Here is a 26,682-nt window from a genome sequence, read left to right as displayed (position 1 = left end):
TCAGCCGCCTTCGACGCGCATCACCGAGTCGACGGCGCGCACGATCGGCATCGCCGCGAGCGCCTCGACGGTGGCGGACAGCGCCGCGTCGGAAGCGGTGTGGGTGACGACCACGAGGCTGGCGCGACCCTCGGAACGGGCTTCCGCCGGGTCCAGTCCCGAGTCTGGACCCGAGTCCGCGTCCGGGACGGAACCGGAGCCCGACCGATCCGCGACGATGTGCTGACGCACCGTCTCGATCGACACGTCGTGCTCCGCGAAGGCGGACGCCACCTGCGCCAAGACTCCCGGTCGGTCGGCTACGTCGAGGCTGATGTGGTACCTCGTCAGGGCCCGGCCCATGTCGAGGACCGGCAGGTCGGCATACGTGCTCTCCCCCGGCCCGCGGCCGCCGCCGACCCGGTGCCGCGCTACGGCGACCACATCTCCGAGGACGGCCGACGCGGTCGGGTCGCCGCCGGCGCCGCGGCCGTAGAACATCAGCTGGCCGGCGGCGTCGGCCTCGACGAACACGGCGTTGAAGGCCTCACGGACTCCGGCGAGCGGGTGCGACCGGGGGATCATCGCCGGGTGCACGCGGACGGAGACTCCCTCGTCGGTGCGCTCACAGATCGCGAGAAACTTGACGACACAGTCCATCTCGCGCGCTGCCTGAATGTCGGAGGCGGTGACCTCGGTGATTCCCTCGCGGTGGACGTCGGCGATGGAGATGCGAGTGTGGAAGGCGAGTGAGGCGAGGATCGCCGCCTTGGCGGCCGCGTCGAAACCTTCGACGTCGGCGGTCGGGTCGGCCTCCGCATAGCCGAGCGACTGCGCCTGCTCGACGGCGTCGTGAAAGCCGGCGCCCGTGGTGTCCATCTTGTCGAGGACATAGTTGGTGGTGCCGTTGACGATGCCGAGAACCTTGCGGACGTCATCACCCGCGAGCGACTCGCGCAGCGGCCGCAGCAGCGGGATGGCCCCGGCGACGGCGGCCTCGTAGTAGAGGTCGACACCGTGCTCCTGGGCTGCGGCATACAGGGTGGGGCCGTCCTCGGCCAGCAGGGCCTTGTTGGCGGTGACGACGGAGGCGCCGTGCGCCATCGCCCGCAGGATGAGTGAGCGCGCCGGTTCGATCCCGCCGATCACCTCGACGACGACATCGGCCCGGGTGACCAGGTCCTGAGCATCGGTGGTGAACAGCTCAGGGTCGAGCCCGAGCGCGCTGCGGTCGCGCCCCGGACGACGGACCGCGATCCCCACCATCTCGAGTCGGCGTCCCACGCGGGCCGTGAAGTCGTCACCGTGCTCGGTCAGCAGCCGGGCGACGGCCGATCCGACGACACCGCAGCCGAGGAGGGCGACCCGGAGCACACCGGTCGTCGGGTCGGGGCCAGCCGCCCTTTGCGGGGAGGCCGCCGCCCGCACCTTCGTCATCGGCTGCACCACGCCGTGCATCCTGCCCTGTGCCCACCTGTTGATACCGGCGTATTCCGCGATCCGGACCGCCAGGTGGCAGAGCCCGGCGGTGCCGGGGTCACGTGACGTCCAGGGCGAGGAGGTCGTCGACGGTCTCCCGCCGCACGATGACCCGCGCTTCGCCGTCGTGCACGGCGACCACCGGCGGGCGAGGCGTGTGGTTGTACTGGCTGGACATGGATCGGCAGTATGCGCCGGTGCCGGGTACGGCGACGAGGTCTCCCGGAGCCACGTCGGCGGGAAGGAACTCGTCCATCACGACGATGTCGCCGGCCTCGCAATGTCGCCCGACGACCCGGGACAGCCGCGGCGGGGCGTCGCTCGCCCGGTTCGCCAATGTGCACGAGAAGTTGGCCTCGTAGAGGGCGGTGCGGACGTTGTCGCTCATCCCCCCGTCTACCGAGACGTAGGCCCGCGAGGCGCCGCCGTCGAGGTCGACCGTCTTCACCGTGCCCACCTCGTAGAGCGTGAACGTGCTCGGACCGGCGATGGCTCGGCCCGGCTCGATCGAGATGTGCGGCACCGACAGGCCGTTGGCCCGGCACTCCCGGTCGACGATCTCGGCCATGCCGGACGCCAGACCCTTAGGGGACAGCGGGTCGTGCTCGGTCGTGTAGGCGATGCCGAACCCGCCCCCGAGGTCGAGCTCCGGCAGCTCGACCCCGTGCTCGGCGGCCACCTGGGCGTGCAGTCCCAGCACCCGACGAGCGGACACCTCGAACCCCGAGGTGTCGAAGATCTGGGACCCGATGTGGCTGTGCAGGCCGATGAGCTCGAGCTGTGGGGCGTGGGCGAGGATCCTGCGGACCGCCTCGGCGGCCGCGCCTCCACTGAGCGAGAACCCGAACTTCTGGTCCTCGTGGGCTGTCGCGATGAACTCGTGCGTGTGCGCCTCGACCCCGACGGTGACGCGCACCATCACCCGCGCTGTCGTCCCGAGCCGCCGCGCCACGTCGGCGAGCCGGTCGATCTCCTCGAAGCTGTCGACGATGACGCGGCCGACGCCGTAACCCACCGCCGCCTCGAGCTCGGTGACCGACTTGTTGTTGCCGTGGAAGCCGATCCGGTCACCAGGCATACCGGCTCGAACCGCCACCGCGAGCTCGCCACCGGTGCAGACGTCGAGCCGCAGCCCGTCTTCGCAGACCCAGCGCGCGACCTCGGTGCAGAGGAACGCCTTGCCCGCGTAGTAGACGTCGGCGCCTCCGCCGACGTCCGCGAACACCTCGGCGTAGGTGTCGCGGAACTCTGCCGCCCTCGTCCGGAAGTCGGCCTCGTCGAGCACGTATGCCGGAGTGCCGAACTCTCGCGCCAGCTCGGCGACGCTGAGCCCGGCGACGGTCACTGCGCCGTCGGCGCCACGGCTCACCGAGGAGGACCACAGCGAGGGCACGAGGGCGTTGACGTCGCGAGGAACGGCGAGCCACGAGGGGTTGCCGTATCCCTCGGCGTGAAGGGCGCCGGCCTCGTGTGCGCGCATGGCCTCAGCCTAAGGCGGGGTCAGGGGTGGCCCGGGGGACGGCCCCGAGGCCGGGAGGGGGGCCGGACCGGTGGCCGGTCGCGCGGACGCCCGTTTCGGGCGAGGTCCTGCACGAGGTCGACGAGGTCGTCCGGGTCGAAGGGCTTGGGGAGGAAGACGTCGACGCCGACGGCGGCGGACCGCTCTTCCTCGCGTTGCTGCAGCGCAGCCGTGACCATGATCACCGGCAGATCGGTGAGTGCGGGATCTGCACGGATCGCGGCGATAGCGCCCCATCCGTCCAAGGGTCGCATCTGGGCATCCAGGACGATCACCGACGGAGGTCGGTCGGGGTTGCGGCGCAGCAGGGCGAGCGCGGCCGCCCCGTCCGTGGCCTCGATCACCTCGAAACCCGCGAGCTCGAGGTTGATCCGGATCAGCAGCCTGATCGAGGCGGTGTCGTCGCACACCAGCACCCACTCGGCGCCCGAACCCGCGGGTACCGGCGGGTTGGAGCTTGGTCCGGTGCCGGGTCGTGGGGGCTGACCCGCCGGTTCCATGAATGCCACCCTAGGCTGCTAACCTCGCCGGGCACGACGGTACGAACGGACAGCACGGATCAACAAGTGCGGCCATGCGTCGCCCGGCTCGACCGGTCTCGTGCCGGCTGGCCCCCGTAGCTCAGGGGATAGAGCGCCGCCCTCCGGAGGCGGAAGCGCAGGTTCGAATCCTGCCGGGGGCACCAAGGGACAGGCGTCTGACCTGCGCAAACGTCGACGGGGCCCGGTGGCGTGCAATATGCGTGCAATAAGGCTCCGCGACGGCACCACGACACTGTTCGCCGCCCTGAACGCCATCGACGGCACGATGATCGGTTCGTCCATGGACAAGCACCGCCACGAGGAGTTCCTGAAGTTCCTCCGCACCATCGACCGCGAAGCGCCCAAAGGCCTTACGGTTCATATGAACCTAGACAACTACGCCACCCACAAACACAAGGACCTAGTGGCCTGGCCGGCACAGCCCTACGCCGAGGCGCATTCCACTCCGTGCCCGATTTGATCGTTTCGATCGAGGAGTACATGAAGGCCCACAACAACGAGCCCAAACCTCTCGTGTGGACCGCCACCGCAGAACCCATCCTGACCAAAGTCCGCCGCGGCCGAGTCGCCCTCGCCCAAACAGTCAGTCACTGACGAGACACAGCACGAGATCCGTTCTCCCGACTGGGTCGTGGGGCTAACGTGGCCTGGTGGAGCATCGCGAGCCTGTACGCGTCGTCCGTGATGCCGAACTACTCGCGGCCGACCCGACATCGGGGATGCTGCGTCGGCGTGCCTTCGAGGCCTCGGGCCTATGGGCGGGCCAGGTGGTGACCGAGCCCGGCGCCTTCTCGGGGTGGCACCACCACGACTCCAACATCTCCATGCTCTACGTCGTTCGCGGGGTGCTCCGCCTCGAATGCGAGGGCGTCGAGGGTTGGGTCGACGCCGTCGCTGGCGACTACGTCCGAGTGCCGACGTTCACCGTGCACCGAGAGTCGAACCCGGGGCGTGAACCGTCGTTGGCCGTGATCGCACGGTCCGGTGTCGGCATCCCGACGGTCAACGTGTCGCACGCCCCACCCCCACACGTGTGATGCGTCACTTCCTCGCTCTGGACCACGGCCGGGTGACCGGATCCGTAAAGGGTTAACGCGAACCGCGGACCTGTCTATATGGCTGCACAGCTCTATATGGCTGCCCAGCCGCGGCCCCGGCGTAGGGCGTCCGGGGACGGTTCAGTCGAGAGGATCGCCCTTGGACCACGGGAGTCCTTTGAGTGAAGTCAGCCGGGCCCTCGTTGCGCCGGAGCCAGGTCATTGATCGGACGACGAGGGGCCGGCGGTCCGGCCAACTGCGGCGCATCGAGATCTTCCTCCACAGTGATGACGGCCAGAATGACCGGCATGGAGGTCTATCGAACCCCGGACGCCGCCTTCGAGCAACTGCCTGACTTCCCCTGGGAGCCGGCATACGCCCAGGTCGGCGACCCCGACGGTGGCACCCTACGGGTGGCCTATGTCGAGGCGGGACCGGCCGGCGGACCCGTGGCGCTACTGCTGCACGGTGAGCCCTCGTGGTCGTTCCTCTACCGGCACGTGGTCCGGGTGCTCACCGAAAGTGGGATTCGGTGCGTAGTGCCCGACCTGGTCGGCTTCGGCCGCTCCGACAAACCGGTCCATCAGGTCGACTACTCCTACGCCCGGCTGGTCGAGTGGACCCGGGAACTGGTGTTCGACCACCTCGACCTGCGCGAGGTCACCCTGGTCGGCCAGGACTGGGGCGGACTGATCGGGCTGCGCCTGGTCGCCGAGCACCCGGATCGCTTCAGCCGGGTGGTAGCGACCAACACCGGGCTGCCGACCGGCGACTTCGACATGCCCGCGGTCTGGTGGAAGTTCCGTCGCGCGGTCGAGAAGACGGAGGTGCTCGACATCGGTCGCCTGGTCGCCGCTGGCTGCGTGCGCCCGATGGCCGACGAGGTCCGCGCGGCCTACGACGCGCCCTTCCCCGAGGAGCGCGCCAAGGCCGGTGCCCGAGCCATGCCCGGGCTGGTACCCACCCGCCCTGACGATCCCGCCAGCGAGGCGAACCGCGCCGCATGGCAGGTGCTTTCGGCCTGCGAGCTGCCCTGCCTGCTGCCGTTCAGCGACGGCGACCCCATCACCGGCGCGATGGCACCAATCCTGCGAAAGCTCATCCCCGGCACCCGAGGCCTCCGCCATCCAACCATCCACAACGCCGGCCACTTCCTGCAAGAGGACGCCGGACAGGAGCTGGGCCGGGTCGTCGCAGACTTCATCCGGAGCTGACCCGCAGCACTGATAGCCGCGAAGGACACGACACAGCACGCGTACGGGCGCAGGCAAGCTGTGTCATTGCGCCGCGAGCTGGCCGGCGGCGCTTGCGGATCACTCGGACTACGAACACCGCTGGCTCCTTGACCCGAGAACGGGCGGGGTGGCGTCAGGCGGGCGACAGGGCGTCGACCCGGTGCTCGTCACCCGATTGGCCCGAGCCACCCTGTTCGGCGTCACCAACAGCCTGTGAACACCCCGATCGTCCTTGGTGCTTCCGGTGGATCGGCCGCCCGACCAATCGGTGCGCCCTGGCTGCTGAGTTGCTGTTCGACGCAGGCAACCTGGCCTTGACGCGGTCCTCAGGTGGGGATGAGTAGGGCCCGGGATGTCATGGCGACGGTGTGACTCAAACCGTCGAGGAAGCGGTCACCTAGGGGGCCCGTTCGGCGCAAAGCCCAGATCGTCTCTGCCGTGACCCAGGAGAGGTCACGGGCCCTGTCGATATCCCAGCCACTGAGCAGATGGACGAGCGCACCGACTCGGTCGTCTACCTCCCGTTCCAGCGCGTCAAGAAAAGACCGCCGGATCGAAGACTCGACCTGGGCGAGGACATTGTTGACCGTCTCGTAGTCATCGTGGATGTCATCAGGCTCAAGGCCACGAGCTCGACAAATGCCGACCACGGCGATCGGGAGGTCGTGCTCGATGTGAGTGTTCATCCCGGCGACGGCGTACTGAACAGGCAAGCGCCCGGCGCCACGTGTCTGAAACAGCGGCTGCCACGCCGGGGTGACGGCCTGTCGTGCCGCGTCCGCGTCGTACGCCGCCAACCACAGGTTGGCGAAGCCGACATCGAGCTCGGCCATCATCTCCGAGTCCCGGAACATCGTCGGATCGGCAATGACAGCGGCGATGCGCTCGGTGACAGTGAGATACATCCGGTTGAACACCGCAACCCCGTCGTCGGGCGAGAGCTCGGCATCGATCTCCCGTAGCCGGACAATCACGCCGTCGACTGTCGTAGGGACGCTCACCTGTCGAGTATGGCGTGTCGCCATCGTCCCGCTGGCAACTGGACTCCTCGGCAGCTCGAGGCGGAACCGCATACGGCTGAAGGGTGTCAGGCGGGTGCACCTGCGTCAGGCCCTGAGCAACGCGTCGATCTGGTTGATCGACATGGTCGCGCCGTCGAGGACACCCATGTCGAGCACCTTCTGCAGAGCCTCGGCGGAGTCGTAGGTGCTCACGGTGACGACGGTCGTCGTCCCGGAGTCCTCGCTGAACCGGTAGTCGTTGTGCGACACGGGCATGGTGTCGACGGGGTGGAGGTCGGCGTCGGCGAAGCCGTCGTCGAAGGCGAGGTGCGAGGGCGCCTCGACGGTCGTGAACTCCCACCAGCCGCCGAACTTCTCGCCCTCGGGGCTGGTCATGAAGTAGGTCGCCCGCCCACCGGGACGCAGGTCATGGTCGACGAAGGTCGCGGGGTAGGTCGGCGGCCCGAACCACCTCTCGAGCTGGCGCGGGTTGGTGTAGACCTCCCAGACCCGGTTGGCGGTCGCGGCGAACTCCGCCGTGAACGTGATGGTGAGGGTGTCGAGGTCGTGGAGGACGTCGCGGACGGGCATGTCAGGCTCCTGTTTCGGTGGTCGGTTTCGTTGTCGCTGATTCGGGTTCGGATGCCGTGTGGGCGAGGAGGTCGTCGATCCGGGCGACGCGGCCGCGCCAGACGGCTTCCAGCTCGGTGAGCATCGCGCCCACCGACCGCAGCGCCTCGACGTCACCACTGGCGAGCTGCTCGCGCCCATGGCGGCGCTTGGTCAGCAGCCCGGCGCGCTCGAGGACCGCCACGTGCTTCTGCACGGCGGCAAAACTCATGTCGTATGCCGCCGCGAGCGCGCTCACCGAGTGCTCCCCCGCCAGGACCCGCCGCACGATGTCACGCCGCGTCCGGTCGGCGAGGGCGTGGAACAGGGCGTCGGCCCGGTCCTCGTCGCGTTCGGTCACATGGCCCACCATACAACTAATCAGTTGTATGTTGCAACGTCTGATTACGCGCTCTTGGTCCCGGCCGCGGGGCGTCATGGACAGGGCCACCCTCGGGTCGCGACGCGGGTTGCGCGCCGTGCGCGAAGCCGGGTTCATCGTGGTCGCGAGATGGGCGATCTCGTCCCGGCTGGGGGGACGGGTACGCGCTGGGTCAGGTTCGCTGCGCCGACTGTGGCGGCGGTCGTCTGGTTCCTGCTGCCGCGGCCTCACAAAAGGGGCCTGGCCGTCCGAGCGGTGCTCGCGCTCGCGCTGACCGCCGGCCTTCTGCACGACGACCCTCGCCCCTTCGCCGTCGACCCCCTGAGCCCAGCACTTTTCCGGCACGCCGCCGACAATGGGTTTCCGTCAGACCACACCGCATATGCTGCGGCGGTGTCCCAGCTCGTCCTCACGGTGCGCCGACGTATCGGCCTCGTCCTGTTCGCCTGCAGCGTGATCGGGGGATCTGCCCGGGTTGCCGCGACCGTTCACCAGCAAGACATCGTGGCTGGGCTCCTCGTTGCCGTGGCGGCCGTGGCGCTCACCGCGCTTGTCTGCTCGTTCGTCGACCGACGCCGGTCAGCCGCCCGCGACCACGGCCCCGCCGTACCCGTCGCCTAGTGTCGACCAGCTCCAAGAGCCCTGGCCGCCCGGAAGACCGCGACACCGACGATCTCCACGGTGAAGTTCAGGGGCCGTCCAGCGGCACCTGGGAACCTGTCGACGTGTACGGCGCATCTCGTCACCCCGCCCGACGGGTGGTTCTCCTCGCGGCCCTCGCAGGAGCCGCAGCCTCGTCCTGCACCGCGACCGGCCCGGAGCACTCGGCGTCATCCGCGTCGACATCCCCCACGACCACGGACGTCGCCGGAAAATCGACAGCCCCGCCGTCACCACCCCCAGCCGCGACATCAACCGCCGGCGGGTCCGGTTCGGCCGTTCACGTGCTGAGCGTCAGCGGGCCCGACATCGTCACCGGCCCCACCGTCGTCTCGGCGGTGGCATTGACGTTCCATGGCGCCGGCGACCCGAACCTCACGGCGCAAGCACTGTCGATCACCGCCGCTTCGGGAGCCAAGGTGACGGTGTTCGCGGTCGGCCAGTGGCTTGCCGCGAACCCGTCCCTAGGTCGCGACATCGTCGCCGCCGGCCATGACCTCGGCAACCACACCTGGAGCCACCAGCCCATGACCTCGTTGACGCTGGTTCAGGCAACCGATGAGATACGCCGCGGCGCCGACGCCGTGACCAAGGCGGTGGGGTCTGCAGGACTGCTGTTCCGACCGTCCGGAACGCCGCACAGCACGCCGAGCATCACCGCGGCCGCGCGAACGGTCGGGTACCAGCGGTGCGTGTCCTATGACGTTGATCCCGTCGACTACGCCGACCCCGGCGCCGAGCTGGTGCGCACCAGAACTCTGTCTGCCGTCCGGTCCGGCTCGATCGTCAGCCTTCACCTCGGTCATCAAGGAACCATCACCGCACTCCCGGGCATTCTGGCGGGCTTGCGCGCCCGTGGACTCGCCGCGGTGACCATGACCCAGCTCCTGGCGACGACATCATGAGACAGCGACGCCACCTCCCCGCGGCCGCGGTGGCCTTCGCCGTGACGCTGATGCTGAGTGGATGCGCCGACGCCGACGGTGCCTCCAGTGTCGCTGCCGGCACAGCGACGGCAGGAGCTCAGCCGCAGGCGCTACCGGCGGCACCATCAGGCGACAGCACGATCGGGGTGGGCGGGTCTGGCCAGCCCCCGGCGCTCCCGTACGCTCACGATGGTCGAAACGCGTTGCAGGGCGCAGCAGTTCACGCAAAGCCGCTGGTCTACGTGCCGAACCAGCTAGCTGGGACCGTCCAGGTGATCGACCCGAGCTCATACACGGTGGTCGCGACCTACCCGGTCGCGCGATCGCCCGAGCACGTCGTGCCGAGCCACGACCTGAGCACCTTGTGGGTCAACAGCGATGCGGGGAACACGCTGACCGCGATCGACCCAGGCACCGGACGGGTCAGGGGCAGTGTGCCGGTCGACGATCCGTACAACCTCTACTTCTCCCCCGATGGCAGCGAAGCCCTCGTCATGGCGGAACGTCTCAAACGCATCGACGTCCGCGACCCGACGACGATGGCGCTCAGACGTTCCGTGCCGGTGCCGTGCCGCGGCATCAACCACGCCGACTTCAGCGCCGACCTGACGACCATGCTGGTCAGCTGCGAGTTCACCGGCCAGCTCCTGGTGCTCGACGCCAACGCCACGACGGTGCAGAAGGTCATCGACCTCAACCCCATCACCACGCCCGGCGCGACACCCCCATCGATGGCGCGGAAAATGGGTGGCCCGATGGCGTGGCTGGAACCAGGAGCCTCGTCGATGCCCCAGGACGTGCGCCTGGCCCCGGACGGGGCCCACTTCATCGTCGCCGACATGATGCGCAACGGGGTGTGGGTCATCGACGCCCACACCCTCGAGGTCGCCAGGTTCGTCCCCACCGGCAAAGGCGCGCACGGGATCTACCCGTCACGGGATGCCGACAGGGTCTACGTCAGCAACCGTGACGAAGGCAGCATCAGCGTGTTCGACGCGGCGACCCTGCAGCCTGTCCAGAAGTGGGCGCTTCCGGGCGGCGGATCGCCCGACATGGGCGGTGTCACCGCCGACGGCAGCCAGCTGTGGCTGTCGGGGCGGTACAACGCGCGCGTCTATGTCATCGACACCAGCACCGGGGCACTGCTGCACTCGATCCCCGTCAACCCCGGGCCCCACGGACTGCTGGTCTGGCCGCAACCGGGCCGGTTCTCCTTGGGACACACCGGCAACATGCGTTGACGCCGCAATCGCGCGAAGGAGTCGACCCGGGAATCAACGTCAGGTTCTCAGTACCCCCTCAGGCCTGTGACCGATCATGGGGGTGTGCTGGGTTCCGGAGTCGCGCTGCCGGGACGCCCCCGGGACGTCACACTGGTCATCGCAGCAGCCGGCGTCAGTCTTTTCGCCCTGGCCCTCCTGCTCGTCGAGCTGTCGTGGGCACCCCTGTTGACGGCCGACCGCAGCGTGGTCGCAAGCGTTCACCGTTTCGCGCTCGATCACCCACCCTTCCCGTCCGCGATGACGGCGGTGAGCAACCTTGGCTCCGGGCTGTCCTGGGAGATCGTGACTGTCGCCGTCGTCGTGCTGCTGCTGCTTCGTCGTCGATGGACGAGCGCGCTCTTCCTCGTCGTGACCGTGGCCTCGTCGTCGCTGTTGAACAGTGCCGTCAAAGTGTGGGTGGGCCGTGAACGACCGGTCGTGGCCCACCCGTTTGTCCTCGAGCCAGGAGCAAGCTTCCCCAGCGGTCACTCCCAGGCGGCAGCGGCCGGCTTCGGTGCGCTCCTGGTCCTCACGCTGTCTTTGCTGCGGCTCTGGCTCCGGAGGGTCGCCTGGGCGCTAGCCGTCACCGCCGTCCTCGCAATCGGGTTCTCCCGCGTCGCCCTGGGGGTTCACTACCCGTCCGACGTCCTCGCGGGTTTCGCGCTGGGTGCGGCCTGGGTGAGTCTGCTCACGATGGCATTCGTGCGTTGGGTACCCAGCTGGCATCCAGCTACAGCCCAGTCTGGGGCCGCCTCGTCTACGGGGCGGCTCTGACCGCGTATGCCTCCGGTGCGGCCTCAGCGGATGACGCCGCGGGCGACCAGCTCGACGGTGGAGACCACGCTGAGAGCCTGCACGAGAAGCAGGCCCACCAGTACGAGCAGCTGCACCGCGGCGGCCTGCAACGGGGTGGCGCCTCCGAGAAGCATGCCGACGAACGCACCCGGGAGCGTCACGAGTCCGACGGACCTGGTCTGGTCCAACCCCGGAACGAGGGCCAGACCGGCGTCATCACGGGCCACGAGGATCCGGGCGTCCCGGGTGAGGAACCCGATCGACAAGGCAGCCTCCATCTCGCCGTGTCTCTGCCGCAACGCATCCAGCGTGCGGCGCCCGGACAGGGTGGTCGCCGTCATGGCGCCACCGATGAGAATGCCGATCACCGGCACGACCGCGATCTCCCTCAGCGGGATCAGACCGCTGACGAGCAGCAAACAGGCCACCGGAACGGCACCGATGCAGACCGGCGCTGCCGCCCACCACCAGTGACCCTGGGGCACCAGCCGGCGGCCCGAGGTGAGCGACGCGACCGTCAGCATGACCAGCACGAAGGCGGCCGTCAACCACCAGGACCGCAGGACGACGGCGATGAGGGCGCCGACGACCAGGAGCTGCACGGTGGCCCGGGTCGCCGCCAGCAGGTCGGCGCGGGCGAACTGCAAACCGCCCAGATGGTTGACCAGGGCCGCCAACCCTGTGAGGAGGACCACCAGCAGACCGAGACGGACATACCCGGAGGTGCCGTCGATGGCCAGCAGTGCGTCGTCGGGGGCGAGGATGCGCATCCGGCCACCCTCTCAGCCGCCCGGCAGGCTACTCGGTATAGGTTCGCGGTCGACTGCACGCATACCGGGTATGGGAGACGTCGATGTCCATCAGGCTAGGGCTGCTTGCGCTGCTCGCCGAACGTCCGAAGTACGGCGCCCAGCTGCGCACGGAGTTCGAGTCGCGCACTGGTGGGGCGTGGCCGCTCAATGTCGGGCAGGTCTATACGACGCTTGGCCGGCTGGAGCGCGACGGGCTCGTGCGCAACCTCGGCGGTGACGACGACAGCCACATCGCGTATGAGCTCACCGACGAGGGCCGTGCCGTGACGGCCGCCTGGTGGGCGTCTCCCGTCGGCCGGGTGGAGACGCCCCGCAACGAGCTCGTGATCAAGCTCGCGCTAGCGGTGACGTCCCCGGGGGTCGACGTCACCGCGGTCGTGCAGACTCAGCGGACCGCCACGATGCGCCACCTGCGGGACCTCACGCGCCTCAAGGCGACGCCCGGGTCGCATCCTCGAGGGGTGCGACTACCGCCAACCTCGCCGGAGCGTGACCTGGCCTGGTCGCTCGTCCTGGAGAACCTGCTGTTCGGCGCGGAGGCCGAGGCCCGCTGGCTCGACCACGTCGAGGCGACACTTGTGAGAACGGGCGCGGCGTCCGCAGCGCCGCCAGACACTCACACCGACCACAGCGAGAGACCGGCGCCCCCGGCACGTGGCGCGGGCCGGACGACCTGACCCCGAGGCGGCACCCGCGACAATAGGCCCGTGCCCCCTCCGCCTGTTCGCTCGACTGCGCAGCCATCGACGACGCCCAGCCGAGTGGCCGTCGTCACCGGGGCAGCCGCCGGCATCGGCGCGGCCACGGCGCGACTGCTCGCGGCTCGGGGCCGGCCGGTGGCCGTTGTGGACCTGGACCCAGCGGGCGAGGTCGTGGCGCAGCAGATCCGGGCCGACGGAGGTGCGGCTGCGGCATACCGGGGCGACGTCTCCGACGAGACGTTCTGGGACGCGCTGCCCCAGCGGGTGCACGACGACCTGGGCCAGGTCGGGGTGTTCGTCAGCAACGCCTACACCACCGAGATCCGCCCGCTCGCCTCGATGTCGCTCGCGTCCTGGGAACGCCAGCTGGCGGTCAACGTCGGCGGGGCGTTCCTGGGGACGCGCGCCCTGCTGCCCGACCTGCTCACCGGCGACGGACGTGCCGACGGCAGCATCGTGTTCGTGTCCTCGGTGCACGCCAGGGTCGGGATGCCGGGCAAGCCGGGGTATGCCGCCGGCAAGGGCGCGCTCATCGCTCTGACGCACCAGCTGGCCGTCGAGTACGGCCCGCAGGTGCGGGTCAACGTCGTGCTGCCCGGACCGATCCTGACCCCCGCCTGGGCCGGCGTGACCCCCGAGGACCGAGCGGTCGGCGCCGCCGCCACGGCTGCCGGGCGCCTCGGCTCGCCCGAGGAGGTGGCCGCCGTCATCGCCTTCCTGGCCTCGGCGGACGCGTCCTACGTCACCGGTGCCGAGATCCCCGTCGACGGCGGCTGGCTGGTCGTGAAGGCCTCGCCCTGAACCTCAGCCTCGGCGCTGGGTCGCGTCGGACACCTCGCCGACGAGCTCCTCGAGGACGTCCTCGAGGAACACGACCCCACTGACCGCACCGTCGGCGTCGACCACCCGCGCCAGGTGGGCGCCGGTGCGCTGCATCGTGCGGAGCACGTCGTCGACGTCGTCGTCCGGGCTGACCGTCGCGAGCCGGCGCACCCGCTTGAGGGGGACCGGCTGCGTGAGCCGTGCGTCGTCGGCATACAGGATGTCCTTGAGGTGGAGGTACCCGGCGATCTCCCCGTCGGCGTCCCGCACCGGGAACCGGGAGAACCCCCGCCGCGCGACGAGCCGTTCGATGTCGAGGGGGGTCGCCCCGAAGGACACGGTGACCAGGTCCTCGGCCGGCACGGCGACCTGCGAGGCCACCTTGTCGCTGAAGTCCAGGGCGCTGCGGACCAGCCCTTCGCGCTCCTGCTCGAGCAGCCCCTGCTCGTGGCTCTCCGCGACGATGTGCGCGACCTCCTCGGCGGTGAATGCGCTGGTGATCTCGTCCTTGGGCTCGATCCGGAAGATCAACCGGACCAGGCCCTTGGCGATGAACTCCATGACCCGCACGAGGTAGCGCAGGCTCCGGGCGATGACCAGCAGCGGCGGCACCAGCAGGAGCGCAGCGCGGTCGGGTCCGGCGATGGCCAGGTTCTTGGGGATCATCTCGCCGATCACGACGTGGCAGTAGACGACGACGAGCAACGCGAGGACCAGCGAGATCGGACCCAGCCACCCCTCCCCGACCCACTGGTCGAGGTGCAGCGCATGGAAGGCGTCATCGAGCATCTCGTGCAGCGCCGCCTCCGCGAGCGCGCCCAGGCCGACGGAGCACACCGTGATCCCGAGCTGGGCCGTGGCGAGCATCGACCCCATGTGCTCCAGCGCGTCGAGAGCGAGACGGGCTCGGGCGCTGCCGGCCTCGGCCATCGGTTCGAGGGTCGAGCGCCGCCCCGCCATCGCCGCGAACTCCGCGCCGACGAAGAACGCGTTGCCGAGCAGCAGGAGCACCGAGATCCACAGGGCGAGGGCGTGGCTCACGATGGATTCCCGGCCGTGTCGCCTGTCCTGTCGTCGTCCGTCCCGGTCGCGCCCCCTGAACCGCCCTCGGGTTGGGGCACCATCCTGACCCGGTCGACCCGGCGGCCGTCCATCCGCGCCACGCGCAGCAGCCAGCCGGGCACCGCCACCTCGTCGTCGACCTCCGGGACCCGGCCAAGGGCGGCCATGAGGAACCCGCCGACGGTCTCGTACGCCGGTCCGTCGGGGACCAGCGCACCGAGCTGGTCACGCACCTGGTCGGGACGCCACAGGCCGGGGACGACCCAGGAACCGTCACGCAGCCGTTGGCCGTCGCTCTGGGAGCGGTCGTGCTCGTCGCTCACCTCGCCGACGATCTCCTCGATGACGTCTTCGAGCGTGACCACACCCGAGGTCCCGCCGTACTCGTCGACGACGACCGCCATCTGTAGCCCGGCGGCGCGCAGCTGCAGCAGCAGCGGGTCTAGCCGGATCGTCTCGGGGACCAGGACCGCAGGCGTCATCAGCGCACTCACCGGCACATCCGAGCGGCGCTCCTGCGGCACGGCGATCGCCTTCTTGACGTGGACGAACCCGTCGACATAGTCCCAGTCGTCGCCGATCACCGGGAAGCGGGAATGCCCGGTCTTTCTCGCCAACCGCACGACGTCGGCCGCGCTTGCCGTCCGGTGGAGGCCGGAGCAGCGCAGCCGGGGGGTCATGACGTCGGCTGCGGTCTGACCGCCAAAGCTCAGCGACCGGGTGAGCATCTGCGCCGTGTCCGCTTCGAGGGTGCCTTGCTGTGCGGAGCGCCGGACCAGGCTGGCGAGCTCCTGCGGGGTGCGTGCGCTGGACAGCTCTTCCTGCGGGGTGACCCCGAGCGCCCGCAGGAACGCGTTGGCGGACCCGTTGAGGATCGCGATGAGCGGCCGGATGAGGACCGCGAAGGCGCGAACCGGACCCGCGACGACCTTGGCCGCGGCGAGCGGAGCGCTGATGCCGAGAAACTGTGGGAGCAGCTCGCCGAAGACCATCGAGAACAGTGTCACCAGGATCAGCGCGAGCGCCGTCGCGACCGACGTCGCCGTCCCGTCGGACAGTCCGACGGACCTGAGCGGGCCGTGCAGGAGCGACCCGATGGAGGGCTCGGCGAGATAGCCGACGACCAAGGTGGTCAAGGTGATGCCGACCTGGGCCGCTGACAGCTGGGTGGACAGCTGCCGTAGCGAGCGCAGCACCGTCGCAGCGCGGGTATCCCCGCCCTCGGCGGCCCGCTGCACGCTGGGCCGGTCGAGTGCGACGAGCGAGAACTCGGCAGTGACGAACAACGCGGTCCCCGCCGTGAGCGCCACGGCGGCGAGCGCCAGCAGCCAGGCGGTCATAGTCCTTTCATCCTAGGAGGCCCTATGCCTCGGGGTATCCGCCCGCTCCCCCTGGGGTATGACCCTGACCTGACCCTGAACCTGCTCGTGTTCCGCCCTGGGATGGATCCGTGGCACGCCGGACGCTGGTTGGATCGAGGCATGACACCACCGGCGACATTCATCCGCATGCGACAGAAGGGTGCGTTATGAGCGTGGCGACGCAGTCCCGACGGCCCGCCGCCGACACCGGCGCCCGGATCGAGGTGCGCGGCCTGACGAAGCGGTTCGGCGACTTCACCGCGGTCCACGAGCTCGACTTCGTCGTCGAACCCGGCCGCATCACCGGCTTCCTCGGTCCCAACGGGGCCGGCAAGACGACCACGCTGCGCATGCTGCTCGGCCTCATCCGACCCACGTCCGGGTCGGCGACCATCGGCGGCAGGAGCTACCACGACATCACGAACCCGCTTCGGGAGGTCGGTTCGGCGCTGGAGTCGACGAACTTCCATCCTGGTCGGTCGGGCCGCGACCACCTTCGCGTCCTTGCCGCGGCCTCCGGAATCTCGGACGCCCGGGTCGACGAGATGCTCGAGCTGGTCGGCATACCGGCCGCCGCTCGCAAGCGGGCCGGCGGCTACTCGATGGGTATGCGGCAGCGGCTCGGCCTCGCGGCTGCGCTGCTGGGGGACCCGAAGGCGGTCATCCTCGACGAGCCCTCTAACGGGCTCGACCCCGAAGGCATCCGGTGGCTGCGCGGGTTCCTGCGACACCTGTCGAGCGAGGGCAAGACGGTGCTCATCTCCAGCCACCTGCTCCAGGAGGTCGCCCAGACGGTCGACGACGTCGTCATCATCGCCAACGGGCTCAGTGTGGCCCAGGGGTCGATCGACGACCTGCGAGGGGAGCCGACCGTGCTGGTCCGCTCACCCGGACGCGACGAGCTGGGGAGTGCCCTACTCGCGGCCGGGCTCACGTCCGAGCGCGACGGGTCCGACGGCCTGACCGTGCGGACCGAGGACATGGCGCGGATCGGCGACGTCGCACTGCACTCGGGCGTCCCGATCCACGAGCTGCGAAGCGTCTCCACCGACCTCGAGTCGCTCTACTTCCAGCTGACCTCGACCCCGGAGAACCGCAACCGCAACCTCGCCGACCCGCAGGACGGTGCGGCGGGTAGTGGTTCGGCACTCCAAGGGGAGCCCGTCGAAAGGAGCGCCCGATGACCCGCGCGATCAAGGCCGAGCTGCTCAAGTTCTTCACGACCCGGATGTGGTGGGGCATGGCCATCGGCGTCTTCATCCTCGGAGCAGGGTTCGCGGCGCTGACGGCCTTCTTGGGCGCCAACGGCCCGCCCACCCCCGGCCAGCAGGCCCCGACGTTGGCCGACCCCGCTCTTGTCAGGTCGGTCTACACGGCCGGCCTCAGCGTCGGCTATCTGCTGACGCTCGCCATCGGCGTGATGACCATCGGGGCGGAGTACCGGCACAAGACGGTGACCTCGACGTTCCTCACCGAGCCCAAGCGGGTCAAGGTGATGGGCGCCAAGATCATCTCGCTGCTGGGCATCGGCGCCCTGTACGGCGCCATCTCGCTCCTCGGGTCAGTGAGCGTCGGAGCCACCATCATCGCCATCAAGGGCTACTCGCCCTTCCCCGACTCCTCGATCTGGCGGACCCTCGCGCTCAGCCTCCTCGTGTTGGGCCTATGGGCGCTCATCGGGCTGGGTGCCGGCATCCTCATCCCCAACCAGGTGGCAGCCCTGCTGATCACCATCGGGGCGGCATTCATTGTCGAGCCCATCGTCGCGGTGATCTTCTCGTTCCAGTCGTGGGGAGAAGGCATCGCACCGTACTTCCCCAGCCGGGCCAGCTCGGCCATCACGGCAGGGGTGACGCAAGGGGACAGCAAGGACCTGGTGTGGTGGGCCGGCGCCCTGGTGCTCGCGGCGTACGCGGCCATCATGTCCGGGATCGGGTCGTGGCTGACGGTGCGGCGCGACATCAGCTGACCGCTCTCGGGTGTGGGAGTGCCGCGCTCTGAAACCCGGGCGCGGCACTCCCGAAGTCGTTCTCGCCGACGTTCCGGTGCCCCGGTGGGTGTGCGCGGGTCGGGTCACGGGCGGTAGAGCGCGGGTCTAGACTGAATGCCTGTGTTGCGTGGGGAGCGCACAGGCAGATCGCTTCTCGATGTCCCTGAAAAGTGTCGGAATGTTTGCGTGTCACCTTCCCGTTGCAACGTCGCTGAAGACGTGACGAAAGAGGCGAATCCGCCGTGCCCGACCAGAGCCGGACGACCCGGACTGACAACCCCCTGACCGCACTCGGACCCAACGAGTGGCTGGTCGACGAGCTCTACCAGCAGTACCTCCAGGACAAGAACTCGGTGGACCACACCTGGCGCGAGTTCTTCGCCGACTACACGCCCGACGGCGCTAACGGCATCTCCAACGGTGCGAACGGCTCGAATGGTGCGACGGGCGCCGCCGACACTGCTGTACCGGCCAAGGCTCCCGCGGCACCGAAGGCGGCACCGAAGGCGGCACCGAAGGCAACACCGTCGCCCGCACCGGCCCCGGCGGTGACCACGACCGCGCCACTCCCTGCGCCCGCGACGACGCCCGCGACAACGGTCGAGGCCGCCCAGGCCAAGAGCCCCACGCCCCGGGACGGGCCCGTCGTCAAGGGCGTCGAGGTCGACACCTCACCTCACACGACCCCGTTGCGCGGTCCCGCCGCCCGGGTCGTCACCAACATGGAGAGCTCGCTCTCCGTCCCGACCGCCACCAGTGTGCGAGCCGTCCCGGCCAAGCTGCTCATCGACAACCGCGTGGTCATCAACAACCACCTGGCCCGCTCACGAGGCGGCAAGATCTCCTTCACCCACCTCATCGGGTTCGCCCTCGTCAAGGCGCTGCGGGCGATGCCCGAGATGAACAACGGCTTCGGCCACGAGAACGGCAAGCCCGTCCTGGTCACGCCGCAGCACGTCAACATGGGGCTGGCGATCGACCTCGCCAAGCCCGACGGCACCCGCACGCTGCTCGTTCCGAGCATCAAGGGCGCCGAGCGGATGGACTTCGTCCATTTCTGGACCGCCTACGAGGACGTGGTGCGCAAGGCGCGCAGCAACAAGCTGACCGTCGAGGACTTCCAGGGCACGACCATCTCGCTCACCAACCCCGGCACCATCGGCACGGTTCACTCCGTGCCGCGGCTGATGGAAGGCCAGGGCGCCATCATCGGCGTCGGCGCCCTCGAGTACCCCGCCGAGTGGCAGGGCGCCAGCAGCGAGACCCTCAACCGCAACGCGGTCACCAAGATCCTCACGCTGACCAGCACCTACGACCACCGAATCATCCAGGGCGCGGTCAGCGGCGACTTCCTGCGCGTCGTCCACCAGCTGCTGCTCGGCGAGAACGGCTTCTACGACGAGATCTTCGAGTCGCTGCGGATCCCCTACGAGCCCATCCGCTGGATGCAGGACATCTCGGCCACCCATGACGACGACATCAACAAGGTGGCCCGGGTCCAGGAGCTGATCCACGCATACCGGGTCCGGGGCCACCTCATGGCCGACACCGACCCGCTGGAGTACCGCCAGCGCCGGCACCCCGACCTCGATGTCACGACCCACGGCCTCAGCCTGTGGGACCTGGACCGGTCGTTCGCGACCGGCGGGTTCGGCGGCGAGCCGTTCCTCAAGCTGCGCCGCATCCTCGGCATCCTGCGTGACTCCTACTGCCGCACCGTCGGCATCGAGTACATGCACATCCAGGACCCCGAGCAGCGGGCCTGGATCCAGTCCAAGGTCGAGGTGTCCTACGCCCGCCCCGGCAGCGACGAGCAGATGCGAATCCTGAGGCGCCTCAACGCAGCCGAGGCGTTCGAGACGTTCCTGCAGACCAAGTTCGTCGGGCAGAAGCGGTTCTCCCTCGAGGGCGGCGAGTCCGTGATCGCGCTGCTCGACCGCGTGCTCTGCCGCGCCGCGAGCGAGGGCATGGACGAGGTGTGCATCGGTATGCCTCACCGCGGGCGGCTCAACGTGCTCGCCAACATCGCCGGCAAGTCCTACGGCCAGATCTTCCGCGAGTTCGAAGGGCAGCAGGACCCGAAGTCGGTCCAGGGCTCCGGGGACGTGAAGTACCACCTCGGCACCGAGGGCACGTTCAGCTCTGAAGACGGCTCCAAGACCAACGTCTACCTGGCGGCCAACCCCTCGCACCTCGAGGCGGTCGACCCCGTGCTCGAAGGCATTGTGCGCGCCAAGCAGGACCGCCTCGACCTCGCGGGCGAGGCGTTCACGGTGCTGCCCGTCCTGCTTCACGGGGACGCCGCGTTCGCCGGTCAGGGCGTGGTCGCCGAGACGCTCAACCTGTCGCAGCTGCGCGGCTACCGCACCGGCGGCACGATCCACGTGGTCATCAACAACCAGGTCGGGTTCACCACGTCGCCGTCTGCGTCGCGGTCCTCGGTCTACTCCACCGACGTAGCGCGGATGATCCAGGCGCCGATCTTCCACGTGAACGGCGACGACCCCGAGGCCTGCGTCCGGGTGGCCGAGCTGGCCTACGACTTCCGGCAGGCGTTCAACAAGGACGTCGTCATCGACCTGATCTGCTACCGGCGGCGCGGTCACAACGAGGGTGACGACCCCTCGATGACCCAGCCGCTGATGTACAACCTGATCGAGGCCAAGCGCTCGGTCCGCAAGCTCTACACCGAGGCGCTGATCGGTCGTGGCGACATCTCTCCGGAGGACGCCGAAGCGGCGCTGCGCGACTACCAGCAGCAGCTGGAGCGGGTCTTCCTCGAGACCAAGGAAGCCATCAAGACGCCGGCCAAGCCCGAGCGCGACCCCAGCTCCGACGTCGCCGGTCATAGCGGCCTGGAGAAGCCGGCCTCCCAGGCGGCCGACGACGCTGCTGCTCCGAGGTGGAAGAACAACACCGCCGTCTCCCTCGAGGCCCTGCAAGCTGTCGGCGACGCGTTCACCAACGTCCCCGACGGCTTCACGGTGCACCCCAAGCTGCGCCAGCTACTCGAGCGCCGCATGCAGATGACGCGTGACGGCGGCGTCGACTGGTCGATGGGCGAGCTGCTCGCGTTCGGGACGATCCTGGGCGAGGGCACCTCGATCCGGCTCGCCGGACAGGACAGCCGCCGCGGCACGTTCGTGCAGCGGCACGCCGTCCTGATCGACAAGAACAACGCGTCCGAGTGGACGCCGCTGCTCTACCTCGGTGAGGGACAGGGCCGGTTCTGGGTCGTCGACTCGTTGCTCAGCGAGTTCGCGGCAATGGGTTTCGAGTACGGCTACTCCGTCGAGAACCCCGATGCGCTGGTGCTGTGGGAGGCCCAGTTCGGCGACTTCGCCAACGGCGCCCAGTCGATCGTCGACGAGTTCATCTCCACCTCCGAGCAGAAGTGGGGCCAACGCTCGTCGGTCGTGCTTCTGCTTCCCCACGGCTACGAGGGCCAGGGTCCGGACCATTCGTCCGCGCGCATCGAGCGCTACCTGCAGATGTGCGCCGAGGACAACATGACCGTCGCCTACCCCTCCACCCCCGCGTCCTACTTCCACCTGCTGCGCAAGCAGGCGTACGCCCGTCCGCGCCGGCCGCTGATCGTCTTCACGCCGAAGTCGATGCTGCGCCTGAAGGCCGCGGCGTCCAGCGTCGAGGACTTCACCAACGGCGGCTTCCGGGCGGTGCTGCCGGACTCCGGTGTCGACCTCGACAAGACCGCCGTGAGCCGGGTGCTGCTGGCGTCGGGCAAGGTGGTCTGGGACCTCGAGGCGGAGCGTACCAAGCGCGTCGACGCCACGACAGCGATCCTGCGCGTCGAGCAGCTCGCCCCGCTCCCGGCGACCGAGGTGGTCGCGGCGCTCGCCGAGTACCCCGGCGCAGAGGTCGTCTGGGTTCAGGACGAGCCCCGCAACCAGGGCGCCTGGCCGTTCATGGCGCTCAACCTGCCCGAGGCGATGGCCGAGCAGGGCGAGACCCGCCCGCTGCGCGTCGTCTCCCGGGCTGCGTCGGCGTCACCGGCGACGGGGTCGCACAAGCAGCACGACCTCGAACAGGCCGCCCTGGTCGCGGCTGCGTTCGACCGCTGAGCGCGTCCTCGCCGAGGCAGCCCGTGTATTTCACCGACCGCGGCATCGAGGAGCTGGCGTCCCGTCGTGGTGAGGAGGACGTCAGCTTCGACTGGTTGGCCGAGCAGCTGCGGACCTTCGTGGACCTCAACCCCGAGTTCGAAGTGCCGGTCGAGAGGCTGGCGACCTGGCTCGCCCGGCTCGATGACGACGACTGACGACGACTGACGACAACTGACGACGACTGACCCCGGCCGCGAGCCGGTCGCAGAAGAACCGCGCGGGTGATGCCACGATGGGCACCGTGACCGGCCAGCCTTCTCCCACGCCACCGCGGGACGCCCACAGCGACTCACCCGACCACCCCGACCACCCCGACCACCCCGACCATGCAGCAGCACCGAAGTTCACCCCGAGTGCCGAGTTCAGCATCGTCGAGGGACGTCGGGATGTCGGACTGTGCTTTGTCGGCGCCTCGATGACCGCGGGCTACGGCGACCCCAAGGGGCTCGGCTGGGTCGGCCGAGTCGTCAGTCGCACCCAGCACCCGGACCTCGACCTGACGGCATACAACCTGGGCGTGCGCGGCGACACCTCCGGTGACGTCATGGCGCGGTGGCGCGGCGAGACCGCTGCGCGCTGGGCGAACCGCGGTGAGCGCCGGCTCATCATCTCGGTCGGCGCGGCAGACACCCTCTCGGGCGTCAGCCTGGCTCGCTCTCGCCTCAACCTCGCCAACATCCTCGACGAGGCGACCACCAGCGGGATCGCGGCGTTCGTCGTCGGCCTCGCCCCCACCCTCGACCCCGAGGTCAACGCCCGCATCGAGACGCTGTCCGACGCGCAGGCCGACGTCTGCTCGCGCCGCGGGGTGGCCTACGTCGACTGCTACCGGCCGCTCGTCGCCCACGACCAGTGGCTCTCCGATCTCAACGCCTCCCCCGACCGGGTGCACCCAGGTCAGGCCGGATACGGGCTGATCGCCTGGCTGGTGCTGCACCACGGCTGGTACGACTGGATGCGCATCACGTCCTGACCGCGTCCTTGCGCCCTCCGCCAACGCGATATAACGTGTCTTTTCAGAACGCGATATAACGCGTATGCCGGGAGGTCCGGCGCGCGGCGCGGGCCAGGAGCGGACATGACGGCACAGGAGTGGCAGATCGACGGACCCAAAGTCCTCGATGTGGGCGACGAGCACGAGCGCGTCACCAAGCTCGAGGTGGGTGTGGTCGGTGGTCGCGTCGACGTCGTCACCCACGACGACTCCCCCACCGCTCGGGTCGAGGTCACCTCCGTGGAGGGCCTGCCTGTCCGGGTGAAGTGGGACGGCGGCACGCTGCGGGTGATCCACGGCAAGGACGACGACAAGAACATCATGGACATGCTCAAGCGGACCTTCGAGACGTTCGGCAAGAACCGCGTCGTGCTCAGCATCTCCGTCCCCGTCGAGGCTCGTGCCACCGTGAGCTCGGTGAGCGCCGCCGCAGTGGTATCCGGGCTGCACAACAGGGTGAAGGTGAACAGCGTCTCCGGCACGATCACTGTGAGCGACGTGCGCGGTGGCATCGATCTCAACACGGTCAGCGGCGGCGTCGAGGGTGACGCCTTGACCGGCCCGACGAGCATCAACACCGTCTCGGGTCCGGTGACCCTGCAGGCCAGCGACCTGCCCGAGGTCAAGGTGAACACGGTGAGCGGGGACATCGCTCTCGACCTGGTCTCGGGCAGGTCGCGGATCAAGTCGAACTCGGTCTCCGGAGACGTCACCGTGCGGGCCCCTTTCTCGGGGTTCGACGTCGAGGGCAACACCGCCAGCGGGCAGGTCGTCGTCGACGGCCGTCAGCTCACCCGAGCCGCCGGTAGTCACGGGAAGCACGACCGTGGAGGCCGGCTGCGCGAAGGGGACGGCGCCCTCGAGATCAAGGCGAACGCCGTCTCGGGCAGCGTCGTCGTGCTGCGTTCCCACCCGGTGGACACCCAGGCATACCCCCAGGACCGCCCGGTTACGCAGCCGGTTACGCAGCCGGACACGCAGCCGGTCACGCCCCCGACCGAGCAGATCCCGAGGGATGACACCAGCGTGCTGCCTCAGGACGTACCGCCCGGGGAACATCCGTCGGACGGTACCGACAGCAGCGACAGCTCGGACGGTACCGACAGCGACAGCACCGACTCTGGCTGGACGGCCCGCTGATGAGCCCCGTGTTCGCCCACGGGCAGCTGCGCCTCTACGTCCTGACCCTGCTCGACGACGGCCCACGGCACGGTTACGAGGTGATCCAGGACCTCGAGAGCCGGTTCAACGGCCTGTACTCGCCGAGCGCCGGCACCGTTTACCCGCGGCTGGCCAAGCTCGAGGAGGAGGGTCTCGTCGAGCGCAGCGACGAGGGCCGCAAAGCGACCTACCGGATCACCGACGCCGGACGCGCCGAGGTGCGCGCCCGACAAGGAGATGTCCACAACCTGCGCGCGGACCTGGACCAGTCGGTCCGCCAGCTCGCCGAGGACGTCCGGTCCCGGGTCCAGCATCAGGCCCGGGACCTGCGGGCAGAGCTGAAGAACGCGGCTCGCGAGGCCCGTGCCACGGCCACGCCCGTCGGCGGCCGAGACTCGTGGGATGACGGCGGGGCGTACGCCGACGTGGAACGCGCTGTCAACACGTTCCGCAACGACGTGCGTCGCGCCTGGCGCCGCGGCGGGCTGACGACGGAGCAGACCCGGGAGGTCGTCGACATCCTCAGCGACGCCGCCACCCGGATCCGCGCAGTGATCGCGGATCGCTGACCCGCTCGCTCCTCCTCGCGCGAGGCTTCCGACGTGCTGGCGGCCAGCCCGTCCGGCGCACTGCCAGCACGTCGGACGCGGTGGGTGGCGCCCGACCCCGGGTCGTACGCTCGCACCCACGTCAGACCCGTCAGACCCGTCCGGCCCGTCAGACCCGTCCGGCCCGTCCGACCCGTCAGACCCGTCAGACCGTCGGACCCTGACTTCGACCTGCCGGTCGACCCCGACAATCCGGCCGATGCCGGCCCGCCGACGCTCACGCTGGTCCTGGTGATCGCCGCGGGCGGGATCCTTGGCGCCCTCGCCCGTTTTGGCCTGGCGGTACACCTGCCCACGGCTGGCGGCGGGTTTCCCTGGGCGACCCTGTCGACCAACGTGACGGGCAGCCTGCTGCTCGGGCTGCTCATGGCCCGCGGCCACCCGGTGAGCGCCGCGGCATACCTCCTCGGGACGGTCGCGCTGTGCCTGCTGGCCAGCGCCGCCGGGCTGCGTCTCGGACGGCTGGGCCGGGCATGACGGACGCCCTGCTCGTGGCGGCCGGAGCCGCCGTCGGTGCGCCGATGCGTTGGCTGACCGACCGGGTGGTGAGTGCTCGGTTCCCCAGCCGGTTCCCCTGGGGGACGGTGTGCGTCAACCTGACGGGTTGCTTCGTGCTCGGGTTCGTGGTGGCCGCCGCCGCTGCGCCGTTGGTGCTCCTGCTCGGAACCGGTTTCTGTGGGGCGTTCACGACGTTCAGCACCTTCTCGTTCGAGACGGTCCGGTTGCTCGAGGGGAGCCCACGCCGGTATGCCGCCTTGAACCTCGCGGTCAGTGTGCTCGCGGGAAGTGCCCTGGCGGCACTCGGCTGGGTTCTCGGGTCGATGCTCTGACGTGCTATGCGTCCCGGACGGAGGCGGCCGCCCCGACGCCGGTCACGAGACTCATGAGCACCACCACCAGGACGGCGCTCGCTACCAAGGTGTCCCCAGAGGAGTACAAGGTGTAGACAACGGGCACCAGGACGAGGTTCCACACGATCGTGGGGGTACTCGCGCGACGCGACCCGGCCAGCCAAAAGCGAGCGAGGACCATCAGGAGCACGGCCACGACGACGATGAGTGCAACCGACAGCACCACGGTGGCCACATCGCCCTGACCCCGAGCGAGCTCCACGAGGTAGAAGGCGGCGAAACCCAGCAGGACGACTGCGTCGAGCAGGCAGAGGACGCCTCCGAGCCGCGACCACACGGTCCCCACCAGCGGGTGGCCGGAATCTCCAGGGTCCCGGCGGTCGTTCCCAGCTGGGCCGTCTGCGGTCACGTCTGCGAGCCTAGCGAGGCACGCGAGGCCGGATATATGGCCCGTGCCGAGAATTTCGACGTCGAAATGGTTGCCCTCGGCGCCCTCAGCCGTCAGACTGGAGGACGGCGGTGGAACACCTGAGGCTCCACGCGCGTTGCCGGAGAAGTCAGACCGGCGACCTGCAGCGGGATCCCCCCAAGGACCTCGTCCCGAGCAGTCGGCAGCAGGTCGGCACGACCCCCACGACCCGGCCGCCGTGCGCCGACCGACGAGAAACCCAGATGGTGCGCCACACGAAACCAGATGAGGATGCAGCGTCGCCCCCTCACCACCGCCCGACCGGGCATGCTCCGGCAGGGGCGGTCCGTCCGCCCGGCC

Annotated in this window: 27 protein-coding genes, 1 tRNA gene and 1 pseudogene; 19 read left to right on the top strand and 10 right to left on the bottom strand. The window is 69.5% G+C overall.

Going from position 1 to position 26,682, the window contains the following annotated elements; translation table 11 throughout:
• The 3 genes from ABI385_RS15510 to ABI385_RS15500 all read right to left on the bottom strand — a co-directional run bounded on the left by ABI385_RS15510 (position 1) and on the right by ABI385_RS15500 (position 3,477).
• On the bottom strand, positions 1–1,416 hold the full coding sequence (locus ABI385_RS15510) for a homoserine dehydrogenase (RefSeq protein WP_348104662.1): 1,416 nt from the start codon (positions 1,414–1,416) through the stop codon (positions 1–3).
• Positions 1,417–1,516: 100 nt separating this feature from the next.
• Positions 1,517–2,938, bottom strand: coding sequence for a diaminopimelate decarboxylase (gene lysA, locus ABI385_RS15505; protein WP_348104661.1), 1,422 nt, complete (start codon positions 2,936–2,938; stop codon positions 1,517–1,519).
• Positions 2,939–2,958: 20 nt separating this feature from the next.
• On the bottom strand, positions 2,959–3,477 hold the full coding sequence (locus ABI385_RS15500; RefSeq protein WP_348104660.1) for a response regulator: 519 nt from the start codon (positions 3,475–3,477) through the stop codon (positions 2,959–2,961).
• A 110-nt stretch (positions 3,478–3,587) separates the two neighbouring features.
• Between ABI385_RS15500 and ABI385_RS15495 the strand changes: the two genes are divergently transcribed.
• The 4 genes and pseudogenes from ABI385_RS15495 (at position 3,588) to ABI385_RS15480 (ending at position 5,771) form a co-directional block, all read left to right on the top strand.
• Positions 3,588–3,662 (top strand) — tRNA-Arg (locus ABI385_RS15495).
• A 71-nt stretch (positions 3,663–3,733) separates the two neighbouring features.
• Positions 3,734–4,113, top strand: a pseudogene (locus ABI385_RS15490) (IS630 family transposase); the annotation flags it as partial.
• 56 nt (positions 4,114–4,169) lie between these two features.
• A complete protein-coding gene (locus tag ABI385_RS15485; protein ID WP_348104659.1) occupies positions 4,170–4,556 on the top strand; it encodes a cupin domain-containing protein in 387 nt (128 codons plus the stop codon).
• Positions 4,557–4,865: 309 nt separating this feature from the next.
• Entirely contained in the window at positions 4,866–5,771 is a 906-nt protein-coding gene (locus tag ABI385_RS15480) for a haloalkane dehalogenase (RefSeq protein WP_348104658.1), read from the top strand.
• A gap of 347 nt (positions 5,772–6,118) precedes the next feature.
• Here ABI385_RS15480 and ABI385_RS15475 read toward each other — a convergent pair whose 3' ends face one another.
• The 3 genes from ABI385_RS15475 to ABI385_RS15465 form a co-directional block, all read right to left on the bottom strand.
• Positions 6,119–6,793, bottom strand: a complete 675-nt coding sequence (locus ABI385_RS15475; protein ID WP_348104657.1) for a DUF5995 family protein — start codon at positions 6,791–6,793, stop codon at positions 6,119–6,121.
• Between the two features lie 105 nt (positions 6,794–6,898).
• Positions 6,899–7,384 carry an SRPBCC domain-containing protein gene (locus ABI385_RS15470; RefSeq protein WP_348104656.1) on the bottom strand — a complete coding sequence of 162 codons (486 nt, stop codon included), beginning with the start codon at positions 7,382–7,384 and terminating at the stop codon, positions 6,899–6,901.
• A gap of 1 nt (position 7,385) precedes the next feature.
• Positions 7,386–7,775, bottom strand: coding sequence for an ArsR/SmtB family transcription factor (locus tag ABI385_RS15465; protein WP_407068292.1), 390 nt, complete (start codon positions 7,773–7,775; stop codon positions 7,386–7,388).
• Positions 7,776–7,913: 138 nt separating this feature from the next.
• Between ABI385_RS15465 and ABI385_RS15460 the strand changes: the two genes are divergently transcribed.
• From ABI385_RS15460 to ABI385_RS15445, 4 genes are all read left to right on the top strand, one after another.
• Positions 7,914–8,405, top strand: a complete 492-nt coding sequence (locus ABI385_RS15460; protein ID WP_348104654.1) for a phosphatase PAP2 family protein — start codon at positions 7,914–7,916, stop codon at positions 8,403–8,405.
• Positions 8,406–8,728: 323 nt separating this feature from the next.
• Positions 8,729–9,349 (top strand): polysaccharide deacetylase family protein, encoded by a 621-nt coding sequence (locus tag ABI385_RS15455; RefSeq protein WP_348104653.1) that lies wholly within the window; start codon positions 8,729–8,731, stop codon positions 9,347–9,349.
• Positions 9,346–10,611: a YncE family protein gene (locus ABI385_RS15450; RefSeq protein WP_348104652.1), complete on the top strand. Its 1,266-nt coding sequence runs from the start codon at positions 9,346–9,348 to the stop codon at positions 10,609–10,611. Before ABI385_RS15455 ends, ABI385_RS15450 begins: the two co-directional genes overlap by 4 nt.
• An 84-nt stretch (positions 10,612–10,695) precedes the next feature.
• The gene (locus ABI385_RS15445; protein WP_348104651.1) at positions 10,696–11,406 is read left to right on the top strand and encodes a phosphatase PAP2 family protein; all 711 of its coding nucleotides are present in this window, start codon (positions 10,696–10,698) and stop codon (positions 11,404–11,406) included.
• Between the two features lie 23 nt (positions 11,407–11,429).
• On the opposite strand, the gene ABI385_RS15440 is transcribed toward ABI385_RS15445, so the two are convergent.
• A complete protein-coding gene (locus ABI385_RS15440; RefSeq protein ID WP_348104650.1) occupies positions 11,430–12,197 on the bottom strand; it encodes an ABC transporter permease in 768 nt (255 codons plus the stop codon).
• Between the two features lie 83 nt (positions 12,198–12,280).
• On the opposite strand from ABI385_RS15440, the gene ABI385_RS15435 reads away from it, so the two are divergent.
• Positions 12,281–12,916, top strand: coding sequence for a PadR family transcriptional regulator (locus tag ABI385_RS15435; RefSeq protein WP_348104649.1), 636 nt, complete (start codon positions 12,281–12,283; stop codon positions 12,914–12,916).
• 30 nt (positions 12,917–12,946) lie between these two features.
• A complete protein-coding gene (locus ABI385_RS15430; protein ID WP_348104648.1) occupies positions 12,947–13,741 on the top strand; it encodes an SDR family oxidoreductase in 795 nt (264 codons plus the stop codon).
• Between the two features lie 3 nt (positions 13,742–13,744).
• Here the strand turns inward: ABI385_RS15430 and ABI385_RS15425 are convergent, their stop codons facing one another.
• Together ABI385_RS15425 and ABI385_RS15420 are read right to left on the bottom strand one after the other, a co-directional pair.
• Complete coding sequence (locus ABI385_RS15425) at positions 13,745–14,803, bottom strand: hemolysin family protein (protein ID WP_348104647.1); 1,059 nt, start codon at positions 14,801–14,803, stop codon at positions 13,745–13,747.
• The gene (locus ABI385_RS15420) at positions 14,800–16,164 is read right to left on the bottom strand and encodes a hemolysin family protein (RefSeq protein WP_348104646.1); all 1,365 of its coding nucleotides are present in this window, start codon (positions 16,162–16,164) and stop codon (positions 14,800–14,802) included. The genes ABI385_RS15425 and ABI385_RS15420 overlap by 4 nt, the downstream gene beginning before the upstream one ends.
• A 188-nt stretch (positions 16,165–16,352) precedes the next feature.
• Here ABI385_RS15420 and ABI385_RS15415 point away from each other — a divergent pair, with 188 nt between their 5' ends.
• The 9 genes from ABI385_RS15415 to crcB all read left to right on the top strand — a co-directional run bounded on the left by ABI385_RS15415 (position 16,353) and on the right by crcB (position 25,892).
• Entirely contained in the window at positions 16,353–17,369 is a 1,017-nt protein-coding gene (locus ABI385_RS15415; protein WP_407068291.1) for an ABC transporter ATP-binding protein, read from the top strand.
• Complete coding sequence (locus ABI385_RS15410; protein ID WP_348104644.1) at positions 17,366–18,154, top strand: ABC transporter permease; 789 nt, start codon at positions 17,366–17,368, stop codon at positions 18,152–18,154. Before ABI385_RS15415 ends, ABI385_RS15410 begins: the two co-directional genes overlap by 4 nt.
• A gap of 263 nt (positions 18,155–18,417) precedes the next feature.
• Positions 18,418–22,257, top strand: a complete 3,840-nt coding sequence (locus tag ABI385_RS15405; RefSeq protein WP_348104643.1) for a multifunctional oxoglutarate decarboxylase/oxoglutarate dehydrogenase thiamine pyrophosphate-binding subunit/dihydrolipoyllysine-residue succinyltransferase subunit — start codon at positions 18,418–18,420, stop codon at positions 22,255–22,257.
• Between the two features lie 23 nt (positions 22,258–22,280).
• Positions 22,281–22,454 (top strand): DUF6104 family protein, encoded by a 174-nt coding sequence (locus tag ABI385_RS15400; protein WP_348104642.1) that lies wholly within the window; start codon positions 22,281–22,283, stop codon positions 22,452–22,454.
• Positions 22,455–22,540: 86 nt separating this feature from the next.
• Positions 22,541–23,272 (top strand): GDSL-type esterase/lipase family protein, encoded by a 732-nt coding sequence (locus tag ABI385_RS15395; RefSeq protein ID WP_407068290.1) that lies wholly within the window; start codon positions 22,541–22,543, stop codon positions 23,270–23,272.
• A gap of 105 nt (positions 23,273–23,377) precedes the next feature.
• Positions 23,378–24,433, top strand: coding sequence for a DUF4097 family beta strand repeat-containing protein (locus tag ABI385_RS15390; protein ID WP_348104641.1), 1,056 nt, complete (start codon positions 23,378–23,380; stop codon positions 24,431–24,433).
• Entirely contained in the window at positions 24,433–25,023 is a 591-nt protein-coding gene (locus tag ABI385_RS15385) for a PadR family transcriptional regulator (protein ID WP_348104640.1), read from the top strand. Before ABI385_RS15390 ends, ABI385_RS15385 begins: the two co-directional genes overlap by 1 nt.
• A 270-nt stretch (positions 25,024–25,293) precedes the next feature.
• Entirely contained in the window at positions 25,294–25,539 is a 246-nt protein-coding gene (locus tag ABI385_RS15380; protein WP_348104639.1) for a CrcB family protein, read from the top strand.
• The gene (crcB, locus tag ABI385_RS15375; RefSeq protein ID WP_348104638.1) at positions 25,536–25,892 is read left to right on the top strand and encodes a fluoride efflux transporter CrcB; all 357 of its coding nucleotides are present in this window, start codon (positions 25,536–25,538) and stop codon (positions 25,890–25,892) included. Before ABI385_RS15380 ends, crcB begins: the two co-directional genes overlap by 4 nt.
• A 4-nt stretch (positions 25,893–25,896) precedes the next feature.
• On the opposite strand, the gene ABI385_RS15370 is transcribed toward crcB, so the two are convergent.
• Positions 25,897–26,322 (bottom strand): hypothetical protein, encoded by a 426-nt coding sequence (locus ABI385_RS15370; RefSeq protein WP_348104637.1) that lies wholly within the window; start codon positions 26,320–26,322, stop codon positions 25,897–25,899.
• Positions 26,323–26,682 lie beyond the last annotated feature (360 nt).

Source organism: Lapillicoccus sp. (assembly GCF_039935575.1).
Lineage (GTDB): Bacteria > Actinomycetota > Actinomycetes > Actinomycetales > Dermatophilaceae > Lapillicoccus.
The sequence above is the reverse complement of the archived record's forward strand: the minus strand, read 5'-3'. Positions and strand labels throughout refer to the sequence as shown.

Excerpts from the sequence above, each read along its gene's own strand:
- ABI385_RS15510 (WP_348104662.1), bottom strand. The coding sequence starts at position 1,416 with ATGACGAAGGTGCGGGCGGCGGCCTCCCCGCAAAGGGCGGCTGGCCCC.
- lysA (WP_348104661.1), bottom strand. The coding sequence starts at position 2,938 with ATGCGCGCACACGAGGCCGGCGCCCTTCACGCCGAGGGATACGGCAAC.
- ABI385_RS15500 (WP_348104660.1), bottom strand. The coding sequence starts at position 3,477 with ATGGAACCGGCGGGTCAGCCCCCACGACCCGGCACCGGACCAAGCTCC.
- ABI385_RS15480 (WP_348104658.1), top strand. The coding sequence starts at position 4,866 with ATGGAGGTCTATCGAACCCCGGACGCCGCCTTCGAGCAACTGCCTGAC.
- ABI385_RS15470 (WP_348104656.1), bottom strand. The coding sequence starts at position 7,384 with ATGCCCGTCCGCGACGTCCTCCACGACCTCGACACCCTCACCATCACG.
- ABI385_RS15465 (WP_407068292.1), bottom strand. The coding sequence starts at position 7,775 with ATGGTGGGCCATGTGACCGAACGCGACGAGGACCGGGCCGACGCCCTG.
- ABI385_RS15460 (WP_348104654.1), top strand. The coding sequence starts at position 7,914 with ATGGGCGATCTCGTCCCGGCTGGGGGGACGGGTACGCGCTGGGTCAGG.
- ABI385_RS15450 (WP_348104652.1), top strand. The coding sequence starts at position 9,346 with ATGAGACAGCGACGCCACCTCCCCGCGGCCGCGGTGGCCTTCGCCGTG.
- ABI385_RS15440 (WP_348104650.1), bottom strand. The coding sequence starts at position 12,197 with ATGCGCATCCTCGCCCCCGACGACGCACTGCTGGCCATCGACGGCACC.
- ABI385_RS15435 (WP_348104649.1), top strand. The coding sequence starts at position 12,281 with ATGTCCATCAGGCTAGGGCTGCTTGCGCTGCTCGCCGAACGTCCGAAG.
- ABI385_RS15420 (WP_348104646.1), bottom strand. The coding sequence starts at position 16,164 with ATGACCGCCTGGCTGCTGGCGCTCGCCGCCGTGGCGCTCACGGCGGGG.
- ABI385_RS15415 (WP_407068291.1), top strand. The coding sequence starts at position 16,353 with ATGAGCGTGGCGACGCAGTCCCGACGGCCCGCCGCCGACACCGGCGCC.
- ABI385_RS15410 (WP_348104644.1), top strand. The coding sequence starts at position 17,366 with ATGACCCGCGCGATCAAGGCCGAGCTGCTCAAGTTCTTCACGACCCGG.
- ABI385_RS15390 (WP_348104641.1), top strand. The coding sequence starts at position 23,378 with ATGACGGCACAGGAGTGGCAGATCGACGGACCCAAAGTCCTCGATGTG.
- ABI385_RS15385 (WP_348104640.1), top strand. The coding sequence starts at position 24,433 with ATGAGCCCCGTGTTCGCCCACGGGCAGCTGCGCCTCTACGTCCTGACC.
- crcB (WP_348104638.1), top strand. The coding sequence starts at position 25,536 with ATGACGGACGCCCTGCTCGTGGCGGCCGGAGCCGCCGTCGGTGCGCCG.